Here is a 25,093-nt window from a genome sequence, read left to right as displayed (position 1 = left end):
CCGGGCATATTGTTTTACTGCGGGAGCTTAACTGAAACCCAACGTGGGGCTTTCAGATCTGCTGCAAACATCCAGACCAGTTCGCAAAGCAGCCCTCTCAATGTCTTTTCCGTCTCAGGCAAAAACGATTGCTGGCACAGCACCTGCGCCAAAGTCTGGCAGTAATCGCAGAGCGCCTCAGAGTCCGGTTCGAAATGAGATTGAGGGGCAGGGAGCGTTTTGGTCGTCAGGCAATCAATCAGATGATCCGGAATGGGATCGTTAAGCGTCGGGCGCAGCAGCGCCAGACAGGCTCCGATGCGGCCCAACAGCGCTAGCTTTTCGGCTGTGTCGTCACAGTCAATCAGGGTTTCAGCAAAGCGGTCGCAGTGATTGGCGAGTTCGAGAAAGTCCGCCGCGGCGGTGAAGGGCTGGTTCAGGACGTCTTGATCTGTAGTGGGGGTTGTCATGTTGAAGCCTCTGGTAGGTAAGGTCTAAACCACCACCGAAGAGGCCAATCTTACGGGTGGTGGAACCGAGCGGAGTTGGTCTTACCGGCCCTACCAGCCACCGGCGCGTCTTGCGACGCCACCGCCCGGCCCACCATCGAGATGTAGCCGTGCGCACGACACAAAAAAAGCGCTAACGCGCCAATGTGTCGTCGGTAGGGTAGATTCGGGAGACCAATCCCGGCAACTGTTTTTTGCAGATGCCCGAAAAGAATACGGCTATAGGCTGGTGTCAACAAGGGTTATTACTGGAAGGAGGGTCTCATTATTGAGTGTAATTCATTGAGTTTGTTTACATAAATTGAATGAATGGTTTGGCGGGTTTTATCCGTTTTATTGATTTCAGTTCGCTCATAGCTTATAACTGCTATGAGCGAGGAGCGGACGTTTACATGAAATAGCCTTCTTCACGCAGGTCCGCTCAACTAATTAGTTAAAGATTAGTGGCAAGGGCTGCATTGATACATTTTAGTACATCATCATCTTTTCCAATAGCTACGGGAAAACCTCTAATGTTAAGAATGTTACTCTTAATTGAAATAACAAGTTTTTCACCTTCAATATCCAAGCCAAATATTTTAGAACGTTCCCCCAAGATTGAACGAGCTAGGTTATTGAAGTTTGTTGAGGCTTCTCCGCTCTTTAGTCTGGCATGTGCGGGTGCAACAATCGAAAGTAAAAGATCTCTCAACGCATCAGCCTCACATATTATTTCAGTGCTCGAGGCATGCTTGACGCAGCGGATCAAATCTGAATATCCAGTGTTAACATCGTCATGCGATAGCTGATTGATATGATCAATTTCACCAACAGCTGCACTTGGCTTTCCAATTGAAGTAAATGGGTCTGAATTCTGGTAGTAAGATTCTACCGAACCTTTGCGTAAAATAAATAGACCACACTGTTCCAGCAGATCGAGTAGCACATTTAAGCGGGTCTTTATACTACTCCACTCATTGTCTTTAGCTAAATTTGATAATTCATTCTCATTGATAGTGAAAAGTGTACAGAAAGCAGAGCGACGCTTTGCTTGTATCTCTTCCTCTGTTTTCTTGTTCACCCAATACGGGTGCGATTCGGCAGTTACAGAAATTTCATCCCACCGGCAATCTACCAATTTGCAAAAATCCGTGAATATGGCACTAACCATTTGTTGCGAGGATCGGTACCCTAACTCACTTGCTCGTCTTTCTGCGGTGGGATTATCATTAAGGTATGAGTTGACAAGATCAAGGCCATCAGCGATTCCATCAGCGTCTGCCAACGCAACTGGTTTTTTGCCGAGTAATCGCAATAATTTTGCCACGGTTGGCATCTGCCCTTTACCAATCACAGGTAATAACTGTGATCCAGCGGCTTCGAGATGTACATCAAGCTTGTTTGCAAGCGCACTGCAAATCATTACGTCAGAAGGCCCTTCAACTAATAAAGGCCGCTTGGAAAACAGTGATAACTTATGCTCTTGTCCGAGACGGGCAATTAAGTTTTGTACTTTTTTATTCTTGAGTTCACCAGCGTCAACTGGAATTTGCACTGGCTCACTGATTAGGTCATAACAGAAGACGAGAGATAGTAAGTCTTCTGGTTTTTGAATTTGGAGCATTTCTGTTGAATGAGTAGCGATGATAACAATCTTTTTGTTACCTCCCTCAGAGGGGTGGCCCGAGACACTAAGGATTTCATGAAGAAGAAATGCCTGTAACTGAGGATGCAAGGAAACCTCTGGTTCATCAAGAAGAAGCGCCCCTACATCATCATCATAAAGTGCAGCTAAAATCCCAACTAAATGCATCAATCCGGATGCTTCTCGGCCAGACGAGTATGATTTTGCGTCTATATCCAATCGCGAAAATAATATTTTTAGTGATCCACCATCCCATTCAATAAGAATGTCGCGCTTGAATAATTTCCGAAGCCTCTCCTGAATTTTAATTAGAATATCAGCCCGTTCAGCAAGCGTTTGGAAATCACCATTAATTGTTTCCATCTGATGTCTGCGAACAACATCGCTCTTACTTCCATAATTTGCATCATCGTAGTGTGGCGAGCCTCCTCGATACCCGTCATAGTCTGACCTGAACTGCTCCAACATCCCCATTCGTCCAGCAGAGAGAAAGCGCACATGCTTTCCATTTGTATGCTGGTATAGACTTTGCTTTAGCCCCCTCAAAAGGTGCGTTTTTCCAGAACCGTTAGGGCCGAGTAGAACGGTAAGGCCATTGTTTAAAGTGACTTTGCGATTGAAGTTTTCATTGTTACCAGCAATTTGCGCTGTCAATTCTAGAGGGAAACTCACTTGCATTACTCCTTATGCTGTATGGCATGTTTAGCAAAAGGGCTTCCATGTTTTAAGTATGGGATATCCCTTATGCCCTATATTTTTAATAATAAATCGAAGTAACTAAAATTTAAGAACCTGACAGAAAAATACTGTTAGTTAGAACGAAAAAATACATTCATAACTCGAATATTTAACCATGATAATTGCTCAAATTTATACTAAATTTTGTTGGGACAGCTTTGCAAATGAAGTCCGCTTCTGCACAAAGCAGCCCCTATGTACCAAACAACAATCAACTGCCTAGGCCTTCAAAGCTGATGCTTCTTCAACAAAGCCCGCAACTGGTGATAAGTCAGCCCAAGCAGCTCAGCCGCTTTTTTCTGATTAAACTTTGCCTGCTGTAGCGCTTGTTGCAGCAACCCCTTTTCCTGCTGCTGTTGAAATTCGCGCAAATCGAGCGGCAGCGAGAGGGCGCTTTCCTGGTTTTTTTCCTCAATATCCACCGAATCAGAAGCCGGAACCGGCCGCTGGAACGGATCCAGAATAATATTATCCAGCGGCTCTTCAATGCTGGCATGGCGATAGACCGAGCGTTCGACCACGTTTTTCAGTTCGCGGATATTGCCCGGCCAGCGGTAGTTTTGCAGCGTATCCCGCGCGTGTTCGGTAAAGCCCGGGAAGAGCGGTAATCCTAGTTCGCGACACATCTGAATCGCGAAATGTTCCGCCATCAGCAGGATGTCGCTCTGGCGTTCTCGCAGCGGCGGGAGCTGTACAACGTCGAAGGCCAGGCGATCGAGAAGGTCGGCGCGGAAGGTGCCTTCTTCCACCATCTTCGGCAGGTCGGCATTGGTGGCGCATACCAGCCGCACGTTGACCTGCAACGGCTGGCTGCCGCCGACGCGCTCCAGCTCGCCGTACTCAATCACCCTCAGCAGTTTTTCCTGGACCAGCATCGGGGCGGTGGCGAGTTCATCAAGGAAGAGGGTGCCGCCGTCGGCGCGTTCGAATCGCCCCGGATGGCGTTTTTGGGCGCCGGTAAAGGCTCCCGCCTCATGGCCGAAAAGTTCTGAATCGAGCAGGTTTTCATTCAGCGCCGCGCAGTTGAGCGAGATAAACGGCCCCTGCCAGCGCGAGGAGAGAAAGTGCAGGCGGTTGGCAATCAGCTCTTTCCCGGTACCCCGTTCACCAATCACCAGCACGGGCTTATCCAGCGGCGCGAGCCGTGAAACCTGTTCCAGCACCTCGAGGAAACTGTTCGCTTCGCCGAGCAGGTTGTCCTTATATTCTGCCATGATGAAATTCGCCACTCGTTAGTGTAATTGACCACTTCACTGTAGCGGCCAGCTGAGTAAAACTCAATCACCTCTCGCTAAATCAATAAGATAAAAAGTTGGCACGCCGTTTGTATTATCCCTTGCAGCAGGGCTTTGCCCGATGACAAAACTGACTGTATGAGGATGTGAATATGGGTATTTTTTCTCGCTTTGCCGATATCGTGAACGCCAACATCAATTCGCTGCTGGAAAAGGCTGAAGATCCACAGAAGCTGGTCCGCCTGATGATTCAGGAGATGGAAGACACCTTAGTCGAAGTGCGTTCCACTTCAGCCCGCGCGCTGGCGGAAAAGAAACAGCTGACCCGCCGCATCGAGCAGGCGACCGCGCAGCAGGCCGAATGGCAGGAGAAAGCCGAACTGGCGCTGCGTAAGGAAAAAGAAGATCTGGCACGTGCTGCGCTGATTGAAAAGCAAAAGCTGACCGACCTTATCGTCACGCTGGAGCAGGAAGTGACGCTGGTGGACGACACCCTGGCGCGCATGAAAAAAGAGATTGGCGAGCTGGAGAACAAACTGAGCGAAACCCGCGCTCGCCAGCAGGCGCTGACGCTGCGTCATCAGGCGGCGAACTCATCCCGCGACGTGCGCCGCCAGCTCGACAGCGGCAAGCTGGATGAAGCTATGGCGCGCTTTGAATCCTTCGAGCGTCGTATTGACCAGATGGAAGCTGAAGCGGAAAGTCACGGCTTTGGTAAACAAAAATCGCTGGATCAGCAGTTCGCTGACCTGAAGGCGGACGACGATATCAGCGCGCAAATCGCTGAACTGCGCGCCAAAATGAAGCAGGATAATCAATAATATCGTCCAGGCGGCACCGCGGGTGTCGCCGCTCATCATCAGTAAGGAGACCTTATGAGCGCGCTTTTTCTTGCCATTCCGCTGACGCTGTTTGTGCTGTTTGTTCTGCCGGTTTGGCTCTGGATGCACTACAGCAACCGCAGCAGCGCAGATTTAACGTCGGGCGAAAAGCAGCGGCTGGCGCAGCTGACTGACGAAGCGAAACGGATGCGTGAACGCCTTCAGGCGCTGGAAGACATTCTCGACGCGGAACACCCGAACTGGAGAGAAAAATAATGGCATTAGATTTCAGCAAAAAGCTGTGGCGTATTCCGCAGCAGGGCATGGTGAAGGGCGTGTGTGCCGGGATCGCCCACTGGCTCGACGTGCCGGTGAAGCTGGTGCGCCTTATTACCGTGCTGGCGATGATTTTTGGGCTGTTTTTCTTCGTGGTGGTGGCCTATATCATCCTGACGTTCGCCCTTGACCCGATACCGGAGAGCGAAATGTACGGCGAAAAAATGCCGTCCAGCGGCGAGCTGCTTAATGCGGTCGATGCTGAACTGGCGGCGGGTGAGAAGCGTTTGCGCGAAATGGAACGCTATGTCACCTCTGATACGTTTTCCCTGCGCAGCCGGTTCCGCCAGCTGTAACTGAGAGAGAAAAGCATGAATTCAAAATGGCAACGCACCGGGCAGAAGGTCAAACCCGGGCTGAAAATTGCGGGCAAGCTCGTGCTGCTGACCGCGCTGCGTTACGGCCCGGCGGGCGTTGCCGGTTGGGCTATCAAATCCGTTGCCCGCAGGCCGCTGAAGATGCTGCTGGCGGTGGCGCTCGAACCCGTGCTGGCGCGTCTTGCCAGCCGCTTATCCCGAAACCTCAAGTAGCAATGAGAGGCACAGCCACGGAAGTGCCAGAATCTTAAGAATTTTTTACATTGCATCTTCCTGCTTTGCCCTCATGTAATATCCTTGACTGATATTCCCACTTCTGGACGCAATGGAATGGCGATAAACCGACTCAAAAACGAACTCAATGCCCTGATGAACCGCGGCGTGGACCGACATCTGCGCCTGGCGGTCACGGGGCTCAGCCGCAGCGGTAAAACGGCGTTTATCACGGCGATGGTCAATCAGCTTTTGAATTTACACGCGGGCGCACGTTTACCTTTGTTAAGTGCGGTGCGGGAAGAGCGTTTGCTCGGCGTGAAGCGCGTGCCGCAGCGCGATTACGGTATTCCGCGTTTTACCTATGACGAGGGACTGGCACAGTTATACGGCACGCCGCCGACGTGGCCGACGCCCACGCGCGGAGTGAGTGAAATTCGCCTGGCGCTGCGTTTTCGTTCCAATGACTCACTTTTACGACACTTCAAAGACACGTCCACGCTGTATCTGGAAATCGTCGACTATCCCGGCGAGTGGCTGCTGGACCTGCCGATGCTGGCGCAGGATTATCTGAGCTGGTCGCGGCAGATGACTGGCCTGCTGACGGGCCAGCGTGCCGAATGGTCTGTGCGCTGGCGTGAGCTGTGCGAAGGGCTCGATCCGCTGGCCCCGGCCGATGAAAACCGGCTGGCGGAAATCAGCCAGGCCTGGACCGACTATCTCCACACCTGCAAAAAAGAAGGTCTGCATTTCATTCAGCCGGGCCGCTTTGTGCTGCCGGGAGAAATGGCCGGTGCGCCTGCGCTACAGTTCTTCCCGTGGCCGGATGTGGATGCCGCAGGCGAGGCAAAGCTGGCGCAGGCCGATAAGCACACCAACGCCGGGATGCTCCGTGCGCGTTTTGACTACTACTGCGAACATATCGTTAAAGATTTCTATAAAAATCACTTCCTGCGCTTTGACCGCCAGATAGTCCTGGTCGACTGCCTCCAGCCGCTGAACAGCGGCCCGCAGGCGTTCAACGATATGCGCCTGGCGCTGACGCAGCTGATGCAAAGCTTCCATTACGGGCAGCGCACGCTATTTCGCCGCCTGTTTTCCCCGGTGATCGACAAGCTGCTGTTTGCTGCCACCAAAGCCGACCACGTCACCGTCGATCAGCACGCCAACATGGTGTCGCTGCTGCAACAGCTGATTCAGGATGCGTGGCAGAATGCGGCGTTTGAAGGCATCAGCATGGACTGCCTTGGGCTGGCCTCGGTGCAGGCGACGCAGAGCGGGCTGATTGACGTCAACGGCGAGAAAATCCCGGCGCTGCGCGGCCATCGTCTGAGCGACGGCGAGCCGCTGACGGTCTATCCGGGTGAGGTTCCGGCGCGCCTGCCGGGCCAGGCGTTCTGGGAACAGCAGGGTTTTCAGTTTGAAGCGTTCCGTCCGCAGGCGATGGACGTCGACAAACCGCTGCCGCATATCCGGCTGGATGCCGCGCTGGAGTTTTTGATTGGAGACAAATTGCGATGAGCGAACCGATAAAACCGCGCATTGATTTTGCCGGGCCGCTGGAAGCGGACAAAACAGAGCAGCTTCGCGGTGCGCAGCTGTTTGAACAGAACCAGGCCGAAACCTTCGCCCCGGCGCTGGTGGACGATCCGCTGGAAGATGAGGGCCAGGCGGAGGCCGTGGTTGAAGCTGCCCTGCGTCCTAAGCGCAGCCTGTGGCGGCGGATGGTCAGCGCCGGGCTGGCGATTTTCGGCGTCAGCGTTATCGCTCAGGGTGTGCAGTGGACGATGAACGCCTGGCAAACTCAGGACTGGGTGGCGCTGGGCGGCTGCGCTGCCGGGGCGCTGATCGTCGGGGCAGGCGTCGGTTCCGTCGCTACCGAATGGCGTCGTCTGTGGCGATTACGCCAGCGCGCGCAGGAGCGTGATGAAGCGCGGGATCTCCTGCACAGTCACGGCACTGGCAAAGGTCGCGCGTTCTGCGAGCAGCTTGCCAGCCAGGCGGGGCTCGATCAGTCGCACCCGGCGCTTCAGCGCTGGTACGCCGCGATCCACGAAACGCAAAACGATCGTGAAGTGGTGACGCTCTACGCGCACCTGGTTCAGCCGGTACTGGATGCGCAGGCACGGCGCGAAATCAGCCGTTCTGCGGCAGAGTCGACGCTGATGATTGCCGTCAGCCCACTGGCGCTGGTGGATATGGCGTTTATCGCCTGGCGCAACCTGCGTCTGATCAACCGTATCGCTACGCTCTACGGTATCGAGCTCGGCTATTACAGCCGCCTGCGCCTGTTTCGCCTGGTGCTGCTCAATATTGCTTTTGCCGGAGCCAGTGAACTGGTGCGCGAAGTGGGTATGGACTGGATGTCTCAGGATCTGGCGGCGCGTCTTTCTGCTCGTGCAGCTCAGGGGATTGGTGCCGGTCTGCTGACCGCTCGTCTTGGCATCAAGGCGATGGAAGTGTGCCGTCCGCTGCCGTGGATAGACAACGACAAACCGAAGCTCGGTGATTTCCGCCGCGAGCTTATCGGGCAGCTGAAAGAGACCATCAACAAGCGTCCTGCCTGATCTTTTCCCTGCACGGTCGTGAGGCCGTGCGATCTTCGCGACGGGCACTGCGATTAGCGGGACGCTGGAAGCAATGTTTCAGCGCTGATGTTTTGCGCTTTGTGCACTTTATCGTGAGCTTTACGGCAAAGCGCCTGATTTTCCGCCATACTGTCAATAATTGTTGACAGCCATCTTCCCGCAGGCGGAGAACTGTCTTATCATCCATGCGTTATTGGCTCTGAGGGTGATACTTCCCATGCGTCTTGAAGTTTTTTGTGAGGACCGCCTTGGTCTGACCCGTGAATTGCTCGATCTGCTGGTGCTGCGCGGCATTGATCTGCGCGGGATCGATATCGACCCCATTGGCCGAATCTACCTTAATTTTGCCGAGCTGGAGTTTAATGCCTTCAGCACGCTGATGGCGGAGATCCGCCGTATTGCGGGCGTAACGGACGTGCGCACGGTGCCCTGGATGCCGTCCGAGCGCGAGCATCTGGCGCTGAGTGCGCTGCTTGAGGCCATGCCGGAACCGGTACTTTCTCTGGACACCAAAGGCAAAGTCGAGCTGGCTAACCCCGCCAGCAGCCAGCTGTTCGGGCAATCGCAGGACAAATTGCGTGCTCATCACGTCGCCCAACTGATTAACGGTTTCAACTTCCAGCGCTGGCTGGAGGGCTCGCCGGTGGAGTCCCACGCCGAGCATGTTGTCATCAATGGGCAAAACTTCCTGCTGGAAATTACCCCGGTCACCCTGGAAGGGGAAAATGCCACCCGCGTGCTGATGGGGGCGGTAGTGATGCTGCGCTCCACATTACGTATGGGCCGCCAGCTGCAAACCATGACCAGCCAGGATGTCAGCGCATTCAGCCAGATCATCGCCGTCAGCCCGAAAATGCGCCACGTAGTGGAGCAGGCGCGCAAGCTGGCTTTGCTGACCGCGCCGCTGCTGATTGTCGGGGATACCGGCACCGGGAAAGATCTGCTGGCGAACGCCTGCCACCTGGCAAGCCCACGCGCGCAGAAGCCGTATCTGGCCCTGAACTGTGCTTCTATCCCGGAAGATGCTGTAGAAAGCGAGCTGTTTGGCCATGCGCCGGAGGGCAAAAAAGGCTTCTTCGAGCAGGCGAACGGCGGCTCGGTGCTGCTGGACGAAATCGGTGAAATGTCGCCGCGGATGCAGGTTAAGCTGCTGCGCTTCCTGAACGACGGCACCTTCCGCCGCGTCGGCGAGGATCATGAAGTTCATGTCGACGTGCGCGTCATCTGCGCTACCCAGAAGAACCTGGTTGAACTGGTGCAGAAAGGACTGTTCCGCGAAGATCTTTATTATCGTCTGAACGTACTGACGCTGAACCTGCCGCCGCTGCGCGATCGTCCGCAGGACATCATGCCGCTGACCGAGCTGTTCGTGGCGAGATTCGCCGATGAGCAGGGGATTGCACGCCCGAAACTGGCCGCTGACCTGAACACCGTGCTGACGCGCTACGGCTGGCCGGGGAACGTCCGTCAGCTGAAAAACGCGGTCTACCGTGCATTGACGCAGCTGGAAGGCTACGAGCTGCGCCCACAGGACATCCTGCTGCCGGATTACGACACCACAACCGTAGCGGTTGGCGAAGATGCGATGGAAGGATCGCTGGATGAAATCACCAGCCGCTTCGAGCGTTCGGTGCTGACCCAGCTGTACCGGAGCTTCCCGAGCACGCGCAAGCTCGCCAAACGCCTCGGCGTGTCGCATACGGCGATTGCCAATAAGTTACGTGAATACGGCTTAAGTCAGAAGAAAAACGAAGAGTAATAAAAAGGCCGCCTGCAAAAAATGAAGGCGGCCTTTTTTATCCGTGAAAAGATCAGGCTTTCAGAGCTTCCAGCGCGGCAGCGTAGTCCGGCTCGTTGGTGATTTCGTTCACCAGCTCGCTCAGTACGACGTTGTCGTTTGCATCAAGAACGATGACGGCACGAGCGGACAGGCCTTTCAGCGCGCCTTCAGCAATGCCAACACCATACTGCTGCAGGAAGTCTGGCGCACGCAGGGTGGAGAGGGTAATCACGTTGCTCAGACCTTCTGCGCCGCAGAAGCGGGACTGCGCGAACGGCAGGTCGGCAGAAATGCACAGCACCACAGTGTTGTCCAGTTCGGTCGCCAGCTGGTTGAATTTACGCACGGATGCCGCACATACGCCGGTATCAATGCTCGGGAAAATGTTAAGCACCTTACGTTTGCCGGCGAACTGGCTCAGTGCGACGTCGGAGAGATCCTTGGCAACCAGTGTGAATGCTGGTGCTTTGGCGCCCGCCTGAGGAATGGTGCCCTGAACGGAGACGGGGTTGCCCTGGAAATGCACAGTTTGTGACATGATTATCTTCCTGTTTACATATAGTTAACGTCGCGGCTAGTGTATGCCAACAATCATAACGACAGCAAATGCTTTTGGTGCCATCTATAACGAGGGGCAGGGAATGAGAAGTCTGAGAGTGTACGAGGAAGCCTGGCCGCTGCATACGCCGTTCGTCATCTCGCGCGGAAGCCGTAGCGAAGCGAAAGTTGTGGTGGTTGAGATCGAAGAAAACGGCGTGAAAGGCGTCGGGGAATGCACGCCATATCCGCGTTACGGGGAGAGCATTGACTCTGTAATGGCGCAGATCGTCAGCATTGGAGAGGAGCTGGAATTAGGCATCAGCCGCGAAGCGTTACAGCAATTACTGCCCGCAGGCGCGGCGCGTAATGCCGTGGACTGCGCGCTCTGGAATCTGGAAGCGCTTAAGGCGGGTAAAACGCTGGCGCAAATGGCCGGGGCGGAGCTGGCCTCCAGCGTGATAACGGCGCAGACCGTGGTGATTGGCACGCCGGATCAGATGGCAAACAGCGCCAAAGCGCTGTGGGATAACGGCGCGCGTTTGCTGAAGGTGAAGCTGGACGATCACCTGATCAGTGAGCGAATGGTCGCCATTCGCGCCGCCGTGCCGGAGGCGACGCTGATTGTTGATGCCAACGAAGCCTGGCACAGCGATGGCCTCGCCGCGCGCTGCCAGCTGTTGGCCGATCTTGATGTGGCTATGCTGGAGCAGCCGCTTCCGGCGACTGAGGATGCGGCGCTGGCGAATTTCATTCACCCGTTGCCGATCTGCGCCGATGAAAGCTGTCATACCCGTGAAAGCCTGACGACGCTTGCCGGTCGCTATGAGATGGTCAATATCAAACTCGACAAAACAGGTGGTCTGACGGAGGCGCTGGCGCTGGCCGCCGAGGCTGATGCCCAGGGCTTTGGGCTGATGCTGGGCTGTATGCTGTGTACCTCTCGCGCAATCAATGCAGCATTGCCGCTGACGCCAAAGGTTCGCTTTGCCGATCTCGACGGCCCAACCTGGCTTGCAGTAGATGCAGAACCCGCGTTGCGTTTCGGCACCGGTACGCTATACCTGTAAGGCTCAAGTTTATTTTTAAATAAAATCAGGCACAAAACGATCATAGCTCCTTCACGCGGCGCACTTAGGATAGCCGCATCGGATTTGAGGGTATTTGAGATGGTTGATTGGGAAGAAGATAGCGTCTCTACGCAGGATGTTTTAACGAAGCGGATGATTGATACCGTGGGTCTGGTTGTTCTTCTGGTTGTTGTGATTGCCGCCCTGTGCTTTATCTGAATGGGGATTGTCGGCTGACTGAATGCCGGATGGCGCTGATGCTTACCCGGCCTACGGCAAAAGATTGATTTTGTAGGCCCGGCAACGGCGTGTTGCCGGGCAATTCTCATGGTTATCGTTTGACCTTTAATTCCGGATGCCAGTGCAGCAGCGCCGTCATCGCGGCGAGGTATTTCTCGCTGGCTTCGTCCGAGGAGATGGGCGGGAATTCAGCGGTGATGCAGTGCATCCCGATATCGGCACACCAGCTGCCGAACGAACCCGGTGTCGCATAGCCTACGCTGGTCACCAATGGCAGCTCAAACGACTCTGCCAGCCATTTGCCAAGCGGCGTCTGCTGCGGATCTTCAATACAGGCCAGCGGATCGTGGAAAGATACGACCCACGCCGGGTGAATCTTGTGAATCAGCTGACATAACGCTTCCGTTTCGGGTTCTGAGCCGGGGTTATCGCCCGTAAGCAATACCACATCACGGCTTTCTGCCGAACTGTTCCAGCGGTAAACGGTTTCGCCTGCCTTCCAGTTCGCTGCCGGAAAATTGCGATTGAGATCGACGCCGTTGGCGTTGGCGCGCAGCCCCAACTGACAGCCGTCAGGGTTGACGGTCAGCACCACGTGATGACGGCGCAGATCCGGTGCGAGCGTGCGCAGGGCGCAGGAAAGCGTGACGATGGAAGAGTTTTCGTCGCCGTGGGTGCCGGCAATAATCAGTCCGCTGTTATGATCGGCGAGCGGCGCGGGGAACCAGATCAGCGGCGCGCCTAATATCGAACGACCATAGTGCTGCGTACCGGGTGGAAATGCGCCGCGCTGTTGGCGAGGACGGGTGGAAGACATACGTATCCTGCATAATTGTGTTGTTTCTGGCAGTGTTGTGCAAAACTCACCGGGAATCAAATAGTTTCATACAGACTGTTTCTGAAATCATTTCGCTGCTTCCTTCAATTTTTTGCCATAAGTCGTTTGCAATTCTTCCTGCTGAAACAAATAATTACCCGTCTAAGTTGGCTGGGTTTATTTGAACTGGGTTCATTTCAATAAAGGGGATCCCATGAAGTTTCCTGTTTCGTCTCTCTGTTTTGCGCTGGCGCTCGGTGGTACCGCGTCTTACTCATTCGCGGCGGATGTGCCGCAGGGAACCGTCCTGGCGCAGCAGCAGACGCTGGTTCGCCACATTAAAGATGAACCGGCTTCTCTGGATCCGGCGAAAGCGGTGGGGCTACCTGAAATCCAGGTGATCCGCGACCTGTTTGAGGGCCTGGTGAATCAGGACAGCAAGGGCAACATTGTGCCAGGCGTGGCGACCAAATGGCAGTCCAACGATAACCGCATCTGGACGTTTACGCTGCGCGACAACGCAAAATGGTCCGATGGTACACCCGTGACGGCTCAGGACTTTGTCTACAGCTGGCAGCGTCTGGTCAATCCGAAGACAACTTCGCCATTTGCCTGGTTTGCGGCACTGGCGGGGATTACAAACGCCCAGAATATTATCGATGGCAAAGCAACGCCGGATAAGCTCGGCGTGACGGCAGTGGATGCGAAAACGCTGCGCGTGCAGCTTGATAAACCACTGCCTTGGTTCGTAAACCTGACGGCCAACTTCTCTCTCTATCCGGTGCAAAAAGCCAACGTTGAAAGCGATCCTAACTGGACGCGTCCTGGCAAGCTGATTGGCAACGGCGCGTACGTGCTGAAAGACCGCGTGGTGAATGAAAAGCTGGTGGTCGTCCCGAATACAAACTACTGGGATAACGCCAAAACCGTGATCAAGCAGGTCACCTTTGTGCCGATCAACCAGGAGTCAAATGCCACCAAACGCTACCTGGCGGGCGATATTGATATCACTGAATCTTTCCCAAAAAATCAGTATCAGCAGCTGCTGAAAAACATTCCTGGCCAGGTCTATACGCCGCCGCAGCTCGGCACCTATTACTATGCGTTTAACACTCAGAAAGGCCCAACCGCCGATGCCCGCGTGCGTCTGGCGCTGAGCATGACCATCGACCGTCGCATCATGGCGGAAAAGGTACTGGGCACCGGCGAGAAACCGGCCTGGCGTTTTACGCCGGACGTGACGGCAGGCTTTACGCCGCAGCCTTCTGCGGAAGAGAAAATGAGCCAGGCGGAACTTAATGCTCAGGCGAAGATGCTGTTATCCGCAGCGGGCTACGGTCCGAACCGACCGCTCAAGCTGACGCTGCTCTATAACACCTCTGAAAACCACCAGAAAATTGCCATTGCGGTGGCATCAATGTGGAAGAAAAACCTGGGTGTGGACGTGAAGCTGCAAAATCAGGAGTGGAAAACGTACATCGACAGCCGTAATACCGGCAATTTCGATGTGATCCGCGCTTCCTGGGTTGGCGACTACAACGAGCCATCAACCTTCCTGTCGCTGCTGACCTCCACGCACAGTGGCAATATTTCGCGCTTCAACGATCCGGCCTATGACAAAGTGATTAACCAGGCAACGCTGGAAACCACCGAGAAAGCGCGTAATGTTGACTATAACGAAGCCGAAAAAATCATTGCCGCACAGGCACCGATTGCGCCGATTTATCAGTACACCAACGGTCGATTAATCAAGCCGTGGCTGAAAGGTTATCCGATCGATAACCCGGAAGACGTGGCCTACAGCCGTACGATGTACATCATTAAGCACTGATCGTTCCCGCAGTAAAAACCTGGCCTCGCATGCCGGGTTTTTTTATGGCTAAGACCACGCCATAAATGTGGATAAGGTCGTATTTGCGGGCTAAGCTTAGTTGATATCCTTTATCAGGAGGGGATATGTTGACGCATTCAGAAGCTAAACGATGGGCTACTCTGATGTTGAAATCCGCGCTCTGTGACGGGATGCAGGCCGAGGAAATTTTCCGGCAGGTGCATCTGGTTTGCGACAAGCACGGCAAAGAGTGCCTTGAAGAGTTAATAGAGGAAATTCTGGTGGAGGCCGGGCGTATTGGTCCTCAGCACAGCGCCGGGGAGTATAAGCACCACTAACGTCCTCTGAGCATAAAACCGCCTGCGGGCGGTTTTTGTGTTTTATGCGGCAAGCACCCGGTTTCGTCCGTCATTTTTGGCCTGATACAGCGCCTTGTCTACGCGTTTGAATATTTCATCAATGGTTTCTCCTGACTGGTGTCTGTTCACGCCTGCTTTTTTTGCACGGTCGTGTGTAACGCCGTTGCCGGAGTATGCTTTGCGCTTTCAATCTGGGCTAATAATTGCGGAATCTCCTTTGCGGGGAGCGCCCTGGCAAAGAGGAACCCTTGCAAATTTTCTTTTGATTGGTCTTGTGCATCACATTTTTATCGACACGCTGAAACCTGTCGCACAAAACACCCTCATCGACTTAAGTATTGCTTAAGCATCTTATAGCACCAATAAAATGAAGTCCGTCATTACTGCTTTGCTGTGAGATAATCTGTTGCTATTAGGCAATAAAACGGTGTTTTTTGGTGTGAATAACTGCCTGGTCGGCGAATTGTCGGATAAATAAAGTTCTAAACTCAAACTCACCGTGTTTAACCGTGAATATCAATTTCTCATAGTGATCGGATTGAAATAGCCAGGCCAGCTGCTATAACCAGATCACCCCTCCGAGGATCTCTGTGAGCCTGATTATGCTAAGAAATATGAGTGTCAGAACTTTCATATTGATGTTTTTACTGGTGGTTGTCTTTATTGTCGATATTTTAGCAGTGATATTTTCCGCCAATACTGCCGTCCTGATTATGCTTAATATCAGCTGGCTGCTAGCGCTCTCCTTATTATGGTTATATATGACAAAATATCTGGTGACGCCCATTAATGCGGTTAAGCGCAGCATTGATGAAGTGGTCTCCGGAAATATTTCAGTGCATATCCCTGAATTTGGTAATAACTGTGCAGGACGTTTAATTCCCGGTATTAATAGTTTGTCGAGCAATATTTCCACGCTGGTATCGGAAATTCGCTCATCGTCGCAAACGGCAATGACGCTTTCCGAACAGCTGGCGAATCGCAGCGCGGAACTGTCGGTGAAGACGGAGCAGCAGTCGGCCACGCTAATGCAGACGGCCTCCAGCATGGAAGAGATTGCTGCCAGCACCAAAAATAATGCTGAGAATACTCGTCTTGCCAGCGGCCGTGCGGGAGAAGCCACGCTCTGTGCCCGGAAAGGAGGCGAGCTGATGGGCGATGTGGCAACCAACATGCAGTCCATTACCGACTGCGCCCGCCAGATGACCGAGATTATCACTATGATCGACGGCATTGCCTTCCAGACCAATATCCTGGCGCTGAACGCGGCGGTTGAAGCGGCAAGGGCAGGCGATCATGGGAAAGGGTTCTCGGTGGTGGCAGGCGAGGTGCGTAATCTTGCTCATCGTAGCGCCGAAGCGGCGAAAAATATCAAAACCCTGATTAGCGTCACCAGCGATAATGTGACTCAGGGGGCGAATATTGTTGCCGAGGCGGAGAAAAATATGCAGGAGATTGTCTCAGGATCGGGCCTGCTGAGCAGTCTGATGGAGCAGATCTCTTGTTCCACGCTGCAGCAGGAAAAAGGCATCGAACAGATAACCCTGGCGCTTTCAGAGCTTGAGAAAGTCACGCAAAGTAACGTCGCCGTGGTGGAGGAGCTGGCCGGTTCGTCTGATGTGCTTAAACATCAGGTGGTGGAATTACAAACCAGAACGCGTAATTTCCGCCTGGGAAATGAGGCACCCGCACAGGCTGTGGTACCCACGCCTTCAAAGCCAGCAGCGGTAGCGGTTTCCGGTGGTGAGCAAAATTACTGGCACTCTTTTTAATTCTCTCCTGGAGCGATAAAACGGGCCTGCATTCTGCGGGCCCGTTTTATTATATCCGGATGCCGAAATTATCCTTATTCACGATTTGACGATTGCATACGGTTTGTGCCTGCCAGATAATTCTGCTTTCATGAATAAATTCAGTGCGATGGAGGGCGTGCATATTGTTAATTACGTTCGCCGGGCTAGACTTCATTGCATAAGACCCGATAAGTGGAGGCGCTGTGGAAGCCATTAAGGGAGCTGAAGTGAACGTACCTGACGCGGTGTTTGCCTGGATGCTGGACGGAAAGGGCGGCGTCATCCCGATGACGGATGAGCGGGTTATCAATAAAGACAACCCCTGCTGGCTGCATCTCAACTATACCCACCCTGAAAGCGCACAATGGCTGGAGACCACGCCGCTGCTGCCAAACAGCGTGCGCGATGCGCTGGCGGGCGACAGTTTGCGCCCACGCGTCACACGCGTTGGGGAAGGAACGTTAATTACCCTGCGTTGTATCAACGGCAGCACCGATGAACGTCCGGATCAGTTGGTCGCAATGCGGCTGTACATGGACGAGCGCCTGATTGTGTCGACCCGACAGCGCAAAGTGCTGGCGCTCGATGATGTGGTAAAAGATCTGGAAGAGGGTACAGGCCCGACGGACTGCGGCGGGTGGCTGGTGGACGTTTGTGATGCGTTGACCGATCACGCCAGTGAGTTTATTGAGGAGCTGCACGATAAGATTATCGATCTCGAAGACAATCTGCTGGATCAGCAGGTGCCACCCCGCGGTTTCCTGGCACTGCTTCGCAAACAGCTGATCGTCATGCGCCGCTATATGGCGCCGCAGCGTGATGTGTACGCGCGGCTGTCCAGCGAGCGTTTTCCCTGGATGAGCGACGATCATCGCCGGAGGATGCAGGATATTGCCGACAGGCTGGGGCGAGGACTGGATGAGATTGACGCCTGTATCGCCCGTACCGGCGTGATGGCCGATGAAATTGCGCAGGTCATGCAGGAGTCTCTGGCCCGCAGAACCTACACCATGTCGCTGATGGCGATGGTCTTTTTGCCGAGCACGTTCCTGACGGGCCTGTTTGGCGTCAACTTAGGCGGTATTCCCGGCGGCGGCTGGCAGTTTGGTTTTTCATTGTTTTGCATTGGCTTAGTGGTGCTGATCGGCGGTGTTACCTGGTGGTTACATCGAAGTAAATGGTTGTAAGAAATCAGTTTTATGACCGGTAATGCGCCGAAAACGCGGTTTAATTTGAGCGAAGTCAATAAACGGACTACCCATTCAGGGCAATATCTTTCCCGCAGGTGAATGCAACGTCAAGCGATGGGCGTTGCGCTCCATATTGTCTTACTTCCTTTTTTGAATTACTGCATAGCACAATTGATTCGTACGACGCCGACTTAGATAAGTCGGCTTTTTTTTGCTTTTTGCCCGGCGACGCTATGCTTGCCTGGCCTACAATTCGGCCCACACCGAAGGCCGGGTAAGGTTTAGCCGCTATCTGGCAGCCCAAATTGCGATAACCTTTTTTGCCTCTCGCGCCAGACCTTCTACCCTTAAGGGATGTTCAACGTCCAGGAGGTCATTATGAACTGGCGACTCAGCGATCCGACACCCACCGATCCTGTTCCCGTACCGGACCCGAACCCTCGTCCTCAGCCCATACCTGAGCCACCGATTGATCCCGATCCGCATCCGATTATCGATCCGCCGCCGCATTACTGAGCGGCAGGCACAAAAAAGCCCTCAGGCGAGGGCTTTAAGCAGGATTCAGTGGCTTATTTGATTTCGACGATGTCGAGTCGGTTGGCAAGCACGTCGGACTCGTCATCTTCCGGCTGCCAGCCTGCAGGCTGTAGTGGGATCTCTTCGCGATCGAAGGCCAGATCGCCACCGTCTACCACTTCTGCACCGTGCGTCAGGCCCTTGAAATCGAACATTTCGGTATCGCACAGGTGAGAAGGCACCACGTTCTGCATCGCGCTGAACATAGTTTCGATACGCCCCGGATAGCGCTTATCCCAGTCGCGCAGCATGTCGCCAATCACCTGACGCTGCAGGTTTGGCTGCGAACCGCACAGGTTGCATGGAATGATCGGATAGGCTTTTGCTTCGGCAAAGCGTTCAATATCTTTCTCACGGCAGTAGGCCAGAGGGCGAATCACGATGTGCTTCCCGTCATCGCTCATCAGCTTCGGCGGCATACCCTTCATTTTCCCGCCGTAGAACATATTCAGGAACAGGGTTTGCAGGATGTCGTCGCGGTGATGGCCCAGCGCAATTTTTGTCGCGCCAAGCTCAGTGGCAGTGCGGTAGAGAATACCGCGACGCAGGCGAGAGCACAGGGAACAGGTGGTTTTCCCTTCAGGGATCTTCTCTTTTACGATGCCGTAGGTGTTCTCTTCAACGATTTTGTACTCAACGCCAAGCGTGTCGAGATAAGCCGGCAGAATATGCTCAGGGAACCCTGGCTGCTTCTGGTCGAGGTTGACCGCCACCAGGCTGAAATTCACCGGTGCGCTCTGCTGCAGGTTACGCAGAATTTCCAGCATGGTGTAGCTGTCTTTGCCGCCGGACAGGCAGACCATAATGCGATCGCCTTCTTCAATCATATTGAAATCGGCAATGGCTTCGCCCACGTTACGACGCAGACGCTTTTGCAATTTGTTCAGGTTATAAATTTCTTTCTTACTAACTTCTTGATTTTGCGACATGTAATGATGGCTCTGGTCGAAGGTAAAGGACAGCCTGCGTCAGGAGCACTGACGAACATCAGGGTTCATAGGGAGTGTAGCATCACTCTACGGCTGTCCTGTCGATAGTCTGGCGTGTATGGTACGGATTACAGCGCCGAAAGCCAGCGTGATTTCTGTCGCAGCGCATTTACTTGCCGGGTTTTTGGCTTTCGCTGAGCGGCATCAGCAGTTCCTTCAGTAGCGCATAGCGCTCGGCTGGCGTCAGGTAAAACGGTCCCAGGTATGGCATATCTTTCGGCTCTTTCAGCCAATGGCTTTTCAGGTTACGTAACCAGCTGTGGACGTTGTTCATGATTTCATCTCCTGTGGTGATGAAATCATTGTGGTTGATGAAAACCGGAAGAAAAACGGATGGCATAAAAATTAGACTTCCGTATTTATGGTATGAATGACGCAGGACAACGGACAGATGACGTAGGGAATACGCTGTCTGTATCGCTCAAAAGGTTAAAATACGTAAATAAGAAGCACGAAGTGAAAAAAAGGATTGAGCCATCACGGTATCCTTTGCATTTGTCCGAATGAAGAGAATCTGATGTCCTTATTAAAAAGCATGCTGTTTTTTCTTGTTGTATCGTGCGGCTCGCTGATCACGCTGCTCTGTTTATGGCTCGATATGTCCGTCTGGCATGACGACTTATCCGAAGTTTCAGCGACCGAAGTTGTGCAGGAAATAACCCTTCTTGCGATTGTGATGATTCATTTTGTTCTGGCAAAACGTTTTAACGCTTTCCGGCTTTGTAACATTCTGGTCGGTGGTTTCTTTCTGACGATGTTAATTCGTGAACTTGATGCTGTCTTTGATGTTATCGCTCATGGCAGCTGGGTGTGGTTTGCTCTTGGTGCAGCTTTCATCGCACTGTGGTATCCGTTGAAAAAATGGCCAGAAACGTTGCGTGAATTAAATATGTATACCCGTACGCCTTATTATGGCGTGATGATCAGTGGGTTAATCGCCATTCTGGTCTTCTCAAGGCTTTTTGGCATGAACGTTCTGTGGAGCGCAGTATTGCAGGATGGCTACGCCAGAGTTGTAAAAAACGCAGTAGAGGAAGGCAGCGAAATGTTCGGCTACATGCTGTGCCTGGCGGCCTCTGCGGGGTACGCCTGTTACGTGCGCGCTGTGAGCATAAAAAAAGCCGCCTGAGCGGGCGGGTTTTCATCACCATACAAAGCAGAATCAGAACGGGTAATCCCGTTCTAAAACCACACCATAATATACCTGATTTGCCACGAATATCATTTTTCTGGCGCCGCGTACTGTTAATAAATCTCCGTTTTCTCTCAACAGAAATGAAAAGCCCGGGCATCTGTCCGGGCTTTTTTTAGTTATTTCTGAACCAGCTTACGGAATCAATCGCTGGTGGATTTCTCCGCTTTACCTGCCATTTGCGCGAGGAAGTCATAGCGTTTTTGCAGATCCGCCGTGGCGTCTTTCCACAGTTGCTCAGCAACTTCCGGCTGCTGGGCATTCAGGCGGCGGAAACGCTGCTCTTTCATCAGCGTATCGGCCAGCGCATCTGACGGTGGACGTGAATCCAGCGCCAGCGGCAGCTTGCCTTCGTCGGCACGACGCGGATCGAAGCGATACAGCGGCCAGAAGCCTGTTGCGGTCAGCTGACGCATCTGGTCATGGCTCAGGGCCAGATCGTAGCCATGCTCCTCACAAGGGCTGTAGGCAATGATCAGCGATGGTCCCGGATAGGCTTCTGCCTCCTGAATCGCTTTCACCGTCTGGTTGAGCTGTGCGCCCAGCGAAATCTGCGCAACGTAGACATGACCGTACATCATCATGCTGACGCCCAGATCTTTGCGTGCCTTACGCTTGCCGTGTTCACCAAATTTGGTGACGGCACCGAGTGGAGTCGCTTTCGAAGCCTGCCCGCCGGTGTTGGAGTAGCACTGGGTATCAAGTACCAGAATATTGACGTTTTCCGTCAGGCTCAGCACGTGATCGAGCCCGCCAAAGCCGATGTCGTAGGCCCAGCCGTCGCCGCCAATCAACCAGATGGATTTTTCCACCAGCGCGTCGGCGTCGGTCAGCAGCTCTGCCGCACCTTCTTCGTTCTGCAAATGCTGACGCAAAGCGGCTACCTGTTCGCGACGCACTTCCGGCGTGGCTTCCGCGTGCAGCGCTTCGTTGAGCTCAGCAGGGAGCTTGTCGGAGAACGTTTGCAGCAGACGCATTACGCGGCTGCGGTGCTGGTCGACCGACAGGCGGAAGCCCAGACCAAACTCGGCGTTATCTTCGAACAGCGAGTTCGCCCAGGCCGGACCGCGGCCGTTGAGGTCGGTGGTGTACGGCGTGGAGGGCAGGTTACCGCCGTAGATAGACGAACAGCCGGTGGCGTTGGCAATCATCATTCTGTCGCCGTAGAGCTGAGTCAGCAGCTTGATATACGGCGTTTCGCCGCAGCCGGAGCAGGCACCGGAGTACTCGAACAGCGGCGTAATCAGCTGTGAAGTACGAATATCGATTCGTTCCAGCTTCGTGCGGTCGATTTCCGGCAGGGCGAGGAAGAAGTCGTAATTGACTTTCTCTTCTTCGACGTGCTCCAGGCGTGACATCATATTGATGGCTTTGATATCCGGATCCTGACGGTCCTTCGCCGGGCAGACTTCCACACACAGATTACAGCCGGTGCAGTCTTCCGGGGCGACCTGCAGCACATACTTCTGGCCGCGCATATCACGGGATTTCACATCCAGCGAGTGCAGGCTGGCCGGGGCGTTTTCCATCTCTTCAGGCGAAACCACTTTGGCGCGAATGGCCGAGTGTGGGCAGGCGGCGACGCAGTGGTTACATTGCGTGCAGAGATCTTCTTTCCAGATTGGGATCTCTTCGGCGATGTTGCGTTTCTCCCAGCGGGTTGTGCCGACAGGCCAGGTGCCGTCCGGCGGCAGCGCAGAAACGGGCAGGGCATCGCCAAGTCCGGCCAGCATGGCGGCGGTGACGGTTTTGACGAAGTCCGGTGCAGCGTCCGACACAACCGGCGGGCGCATCGGGCTGCTGTCGTCGACGGGCTGTAGCGGCACTTCCGCCAGCAGCTCGCGGGCCATCGCAAGGGCCTGCCAGTTACGTTCGACCAGCTCCTGACCTTTGCTGCTGTAGCTTTTGGCAATCGCGCCCTGCAGTTCAATCAGCGCGCTGTCGCCCGGTAAAATTTGCGTCAGCTGGAAGAATGCCATCTGCATCACGGTGTTAATACGCGCCGCAAGGCCACATTCACGGGCAATTTTGGCTGCGTTCACTACATAGAAGCGAGCCTGTTTTTGATTCAGCACGGCCTGCACTTCCTGTGGAAGACGCGACCACACCTCATCGGCACTGTATGGCGTATTTAGCAGGAAAATTCCGCCGGGCTTCAGACGCTCGACCATCTGATATTTGTCGATAAACTGTAACTGGTGGCAGCCGACAAAATCCGCCTGCGAAACCAGATAGGCTGAGCGCACCGGCTGTTCAGAGACGCGAAGATGCGAGACGGTCAGTCCACCGGCCTTTTTCGAGTCATAGACGAAATAGCCCTGGGCGTACCACGGCGTGGAGTTACCGATAATCTTGATGTTGTTCTTGGTAGCGGAAACGCTGCCGTCGCTGCCGAGCCCGTAAAACAGCGCTTCCAGCTTCGCGGTGGAGGGCAACGTGTTTTCCGGCAGGGCCAGCGACAGGTTGGTCACGTCATCGTAAATACCAACGGTGAAGCGTGATTTTGGCTTGCTGGTGCTGAGCTCATTGAAAATTGCCAGCACGCACTCAGGGCCAAACTCTTTCGAGGAGAGGCCATAGCGGCCGCCAATCACCCGCGGCAGCGTTTCGCGTTCACCACTGTTAAAAGCTTCCGCCAGCGCGGTCATCACATCCAGATACAGCGGCTCGGCGTGCGCGCCAGGCTCTTTGGTACGATCCAGCACGGCAACGGTTTTTACGCTATCCGGCAGTTCGGCCAGCAGATGTTTAGCCGAGAACGGGCGATACAGGCGCACTTTCAGCACGCCGACTTTTTCGCCTCGGGTCAGCAGTTCATCCACCACTTCTTCACACGTGCCGATTGCGGAACCCATCAGTACGATGACGCGCTCAGCCTGCGGATGGCCGTAATATTCAAACGGTTTGTACTGACGGCCCGTGGCGCTGGCGAAGTCATTCATCGCCTGTTCAACGTGCTCGTACACCGCGTTGTACCACGGGTTAGTGGCTTCGCGGGACTGGAAGTAAGTGTCCGGGTTAGCGGAGGTGCCGCGAATAACCGGATGCTCCGGGTTCAGCGCGCGTTCACGGTGCGCGTCGATTTCTGCCTGTGGCATCAGGTTGAGGATCGTGTCATCCGCCAGCGGAACAATTTTGTTGATCTCGTGGGACGTGCGGAAGCCATCAAAGAAATGAATGAACGGCACGCGGCTTTTCAGCGTCGCGATCGTTGAGATCAGCGCAAAATCCTGCGCTTCCTGAACGTTTGCCGCGCTGAGCATTGCGCAGCCTGTCTGGCGTACGGCCATGACGTCGGAATGATCGCCAAAAATCGACAGCGCGTGTGTGGCAACGGTGCGCGCGGCGACGTGCAGTACAAACGGCGTCAGCTGACCGGCCAGTTTGTACAGCGTCGGGATCATTAACAGCAAGCCCTGCGAGGAGGTAAAGGAAGTGGAGAGGGCACCCGTTTGCAGCGCACCGTGCACGGCGGCTATCGCGCCTGCCTCAGACTGCATTTCCACGACTCGCGGAACGTCGCCCCAGACGTTCTTAAGGCCGTTTCCCGCCCAGGCATCGGCCTGTTCCGCCATCGTCGAGCTTGGCGTGATCGGGTAGATGGCGATAACTTCACTGGTGCGAAACGCCACCGACGCGCAAGCGCCATTACCGTCAGTTGTAATCATGTGACACCCTTACATTGCGCAAGAAAAAGGGACCCGCGATAACCTCGGCGAGTCCTGTAATTATTGTTCTATTATAGGACTGCCGTGTAACTCATTGAAGTTGTGAAACCTTCCTGGGCACTATCGGACAAATGGGGCGCATTTGGGGCAAAATGTTTTCAAGCTTTTCATTCACTAAGGCAACCTGCTCCCTTTCCCCGATCCACTTTGAGTATACCTCGTAAACCATCTTTGCGTTTTCATGCCCCATCTGGCTGGCGATGAGAGCTGCTTATGGTTGAGGAAGCAGTGCTATTCGTGATATCGGCACAGCAAAGTCAAATGTGATGGAGATTGGAGCATTTGACGCTGACCGGGACTCATCACTTCAAATACTTCGCCATGGAGGTTGTTTGAAAGGTCAAACAGCCCCCTCGATACGAACGTATTCATCAAGATAGTCTTGCCGGTAGTGTGCGATTGTTTGGGCGGTATTCTGAAATACAATGACGAAGATGTAGGGGAAACGAAAAAATCGATCGGGGTTTAACAGGTAGCAGGAAGTCCTGGTCTGAATTCGGAAGGCTGGACAGTAGAAATCCCGCAGGCTATCAACGGAAACTGTCTGTGTTCTGCAGAGATTAGCGCCGACGACAGTGGCTCGCTGGCTGTTTCCACTTTCAAGCGCTGCTTTGCAGTTGAGTCTTAGATG

Annotated in this window: 22 protein-coding genes and 1 pseudogene; 14 read left to right on the top strand and 9 right to left on the bottom strand. The window is 54.0% G+C overall.

Translation table 11 applies throughout. The features are described from left to right. Positions 1 to 14 precede the first annotated feature (14 nt). From AB1287_RS13490 to pspF, 3 genes are all read right to left on the bottom strand, one after another. A complete protein-coding gene (locus tag AB1287_RS13490) occupies positions 15 to 449 on the bottom strand; it encodes a hypothetical protein (protein WP_435618086.1) in 435 nt (144 codons plus the stop codon). Between the two features lie 472 nt (positions 450 to 921). Beyond that, a complete protein-coding gene (locus AB1287_RS13485; RefSeq protein WP_435618085.1) occupies positions 922 to 2,790 on the bottom strand; it encodes an ATP-dependent endonuclease in 1,869 nt (622 codons plus the stop codon). A 287-nt stretch (positions 2,791 to 3,077) separates the two neighbouring features. Continuing rightward, entirely contained in the window at positions 3,078 to 4,079 is a 1,002-nt protein-coding gene (gene pspF / locus AB1287_RS13480) for a phage shock protein operon transcriptional activator (RefSeq protein WP_435618084.1), read from the bottom strand. Positions 4,080 to 4,237: 158 nt separating this feature from the next. On the opposite strand from pspF, the gene pspA reads away from it, so the two are divergent. The 7 genes from pspA to tyrR all read left to right on the top strand — a co-directional run bounded on the left by pspA (position 4,238) and on the right by tyrR (position 10,119). Beyond that, a complete protein-coding gene (pspA, locus tag AB1287_RS13475) occupies positions 4,238 to 4,906 on the top strand; it encodes a phage shock protein PspA (RefSeq protein WP_097161057.1) in 669 nt (222 codons plus the stop codon). Positions 4,907 to 4,960: 54 nt separating this feature from the next. Beyond that, on the top strand, positions 4,961 to 5,182 hold the full coding sequence (gene pspB / locus AB1287_RS13470; protein ID WP_435618083.1) for an envelope stress response membrane protein PspB: 222 nt from the start codon (positions 4,961 to 4,963) through the stop codon (positions 5,180 to 5,182). Beyond that, on the top strand, positions 5,182 to 5,538 hold the full coding sequence (pspC, locus tag AB1287_RS13465; protein WP_436799838.1) for an envelope stress response membrane protein PspC: 357 nt from the start codon (positions 5,182 to 5,184) through the stop codon (positions 5,536 to 5,538). The genes pspB and pspC overlap by 1 nt, the downstream gene beginning before the upstream one ends. A 15-nt stretch (positions 5,539 to 5,553) precedes the next feature. After that, positions 5,554 to 5,772: a phage shock protein PspD gene (pspD, locus tag AB1287_RS13460; protein WP_097161054.1), complete on the top strand. Its 219-nt coding sequence runs from the start codon at positions 5,554 to 5,556 to the stop codon at positions 5,770 to 5,772. Positions 5,773 to 5,895: 123 nt separating this feature from the next. Beyond that, positions 5,896 to 7,293 carry a YcjX family protein gene (locus AB1287_RS13455; protein ID WP_435618186.1) on the top strand — a complete coding sequence of 466 codons (1,398 nt, stop codon included), beginning with the start codon at positions 5,896 to 5,898 and terminating at the stop codon, positions 7,291 to 7,293. Next, entirely contained in the window at positions 7,290 to 8,339 is a 1,050-nt protein-coding gene (locus AB1287_RS13450; RefSeq protein ID WP_435618082.1) for a TIGR01620 family protein, read from the top strand. Before AB1287_RS13455 ends, AB1287_RS13450 begins: the two co-directional genes overlap by 4 nt. Before the next feature lie 238 nt (positions 8,340 to 8,577). Continuing rightward, positions 8,578 to 10,119, top strand: a complete 1,542-nt coding sequence (tyrR, locus tag AB1287_RS13445) for a transcriptional regulator TyrR (RefSeq protein ID WP_312626685.1) — start codon at positions 8,578 to 8,580, stop codon at positions 10,117 to 10,119. Positions 10,120 to 10,171: 52 nt separating this feature from the next. Here tyrR and tpx read toward each other — a convergent pair whose 3' ends face one another. Further along, complete coding sequence (gene tpx, locus AB1287_RS13440) at positions 10,172 to 10,678, bottom strand: thiol peroxidase (RefSeq protein WP_312626686.1); 507 nt, start codon at positions 10,676 to 10,678, stop codon at positions 10,172 to 10,174. A gap of 103 nt (positions 10,679 to 10,781) precedes the next feature. On the opposite strand from tpx, the gene ycjG reads away from it, so the two are divergent. After that, entirely contained in the window at positions 10,782 to 11,747 is a 966-nt protein-coding gene (gene ycjG / locus AB1287_RS13435) for an L-Ala-D/L-Glu epimerase (protein WP_435618081.1), read from the top strand. Positions 11,748 to 12,078: 331 nt separating this feature from the next. On the opposite strand, the gene mpaA is transcribed toward ycjG, so the two are convergent. Then, the gene (mpaA, locus tag AB1287_RS13430) at positions 12,079 to 12,804 is read right to left on the bottom strand and encodes a murein tripeptide amidase MpaA (RefSeq protein ID WP_435618080.1); all 726 of its coding nucleotides are present in this window, start codon (positions 12,802 to 12,804) and stop codon (positions 12,079 to 12,081) included. Positions 12,805 to 13,018: 214 nt separating this feature from the next. Between mpaA and AB1287_RS13425 the strand changes: the two genes are divergently transcribed. Beyond that, a complete protein-coding gene (locus tag AB1287_RS13425; protein WP_435618079.1) occupies positions 13,019 to 14,635 on the top strand; it encodes an ABC transporter substrate-binding protein in 1,617 nt (538 codons plus the stop codon). 125 nt (positions 14,636 to 14,760) lie between these two features. Beyond that, positions 14,761 to 14,973 (top strand): hypothetical protein, encoded by a 213-nt coding sequence (locus AB1287_RS13420; RefSeq protein WP_312626692.1) that lies wholly within the window; start codon positions 14,761 to 14,763, stop codon positions 14,971 to 14,973. 42 nt (positions 14,974 to 15,015) lie between these two features. Here AB1287_RS13420 and AB1287_RS13415 read toward each other — a convergent pair. Further along, positions 15,016 to 15,126, bottom strand: a pseudogene (locus AB1287_RS13415) (diguanylate cyclase domain-containing protein); the annotation flags it as partial. Between the two features lie 470 nt (positions 15,127 to 15,596). Between AB1287_RS13415 and AB1287_RS13410 the strand changes: the two are divergent. The 3 genes from AB1287_RS13410 (at position 15,597) to AB1287_RS13400 (ending at position 18,493) form a co-directional block, all read left to right on the top strand. Then, entirely contained in the window at positions 15,597 to 16,766 is a 1,170-nt protein-coding gene (locus tag AB1287_RS13410) for a methyl-accepting chemotaxis protein (protein WP_435618185.1), read from the top strand. Between the two features lie 224 nt (positions 16,767 to 16,990). After that, positions 16,991 to 17,974, top strand: coding sequence for a zinc transporter ZntB (zntB, locus tag AB1287_RS13405; protein ID WP_312626693.1), 984 nt, complete (start codon positions 16,991 to 16,993; stop codon positions 17,972 to 17,974). Positions 17,975 to 18,355: 381 nt separating this feature from the next. Continuing rightward, complete coding sequence (locus AB1287_RS13400; protein WP_435618078.1) at positions 18,356 to 18,493, top strand: hypothetical protein; 138 nt, start codon at positions 18,356 to 18,358, stop codon at positions 18,491 to 18,493. 53 nt (positions 18,494 to 18,546) lie between these two features. Here AB1287_RS13400 and ttcA read toward each other — a convergent pair whose 3' ends face one another. Further along, the gene (gene ttcA, locus AB1287_RS13395; protein WP_312626695.1) at positions 18,547 to 19,482 is read right to left on the bottom strand and encodes a tRNA 2-thiocytidine(32) synthetase TtcA; all 936 of its coding nucleotides are present in this window, start codon (positions 19,480 to 19,482) and stop codon (positions 18,547 to 18,549) included. Between the two features lie 169 nt (positions 19,483 to 19,651). After that, positions 19,652 to 19,816 carry a hypothetical protein gene (locus AB1287_RS13390; RefSeq protein WP_435618077.1) on the bottom strand — a complete coding sequence of 55 codons (165 nt, stop codon included), beginning with the start codon at positions 19,814 to 19,816 and terminating at the stop codon, positions 19,652 to 19,654. A 243-nt stretch (positions 19,817 to 20,059) separates the two neighbouring features. On the opposite strand from AB1287_RS13390, the gene AB1287_RS13385 reads away from it, so the two are divergent. After that, positions 20,060 to 20,671 carry a transporter gene (locus tag AB1287_RS13385; RefSeq protein ID WP_312626697.1) on the top strand — a complete coding sequence of 204 codons (612 nt, stop codon included), beginning with the start codon at positions 20,060 to 20,062 and terminating at the stop codon, positions 20,669 to 20,671. Positions 20,672 to 20,877: 206 nt separating this feature from the next. On the opposite strand, the gene nifJ is transcribed toward AB1287_RS13385, so the two are convergent. Then, positions 20,878 to 24,402 (bottom strand): pyruvate:ferredoxin (flavodoxin) oxidoreductase, encoded by a 3,525-nt coding sequence (gene nifJ / locus AB1287_RS13380; protein ID WP_435618076.1) that lies wholly within the window; start codon positions 24,400 to 24,402, stop codon positions 20,878 to 20,880. Positions 24,403 to 25,093 lie beyond the last annotated feature (691 nt).

Origin of the sequence: Scandinavium sp. UTDF21-P1B (genome assembly GCF_040750395.1) — a bacterium.
Lineage (GTDB): Bacteria > Pseudomonadota > Gammaproteobacteria > Enterobacterales > Enterobacteriaceae > Scandinavium.
The sequence above is the reverse complement of the archived record's forward strand: the minus strand, read 5'-3'. Positions and strand labels throughout refer to the sequence as shown.